At 59.0% G+C, this 300-nt stretch carries 1 protein-coding gene; it reads left to right on the top strand.

The genetic code is table 11. The features are described 5' to 3' along the window. Positions 1-300 (top strand): hypothetical protein (locus tag ACODSK_RS32730; RefSeq protein ID WP_489022311.1); only part of this gene is annotated, 300 nt, incomplete at both ends.

The raw sequence follows: 300 nt of genomic DNA, 5'->3' as shown, positions 1-300 counted from the left end.
ATGGTTTGCAAACCCTGAGCGTGGGCGGCATCAACGTCATCAGCGGTGGTGTGGCCGCTACTTTCCCGCAAACAACCACGACCCTTTTGGGGAATACGCTGACAGTGACCGGCTACGACGCCAGCACTGGCGTGGTGTCCTACAGCTACACCTTGGTGGATAACGAGGCCCATCCTGCTGGCGGTGGAATCAATAACTTGACCGAGAGCTTCACGGTCACCGCTACCGATACTGACGGCAGCACCAGCAGTGGCAGCCTCGATGTGAACATCGTCGATGACGTGCCTACCGCCGTAGCCG

Source organism: Pseudomonas sp. FG98 (genome assembly GCF_057808595.1).
Note: the sequence above shows the minus strand (reverse complement) of the source record. Positions and strands in the feature narration are given on the sequence as shown.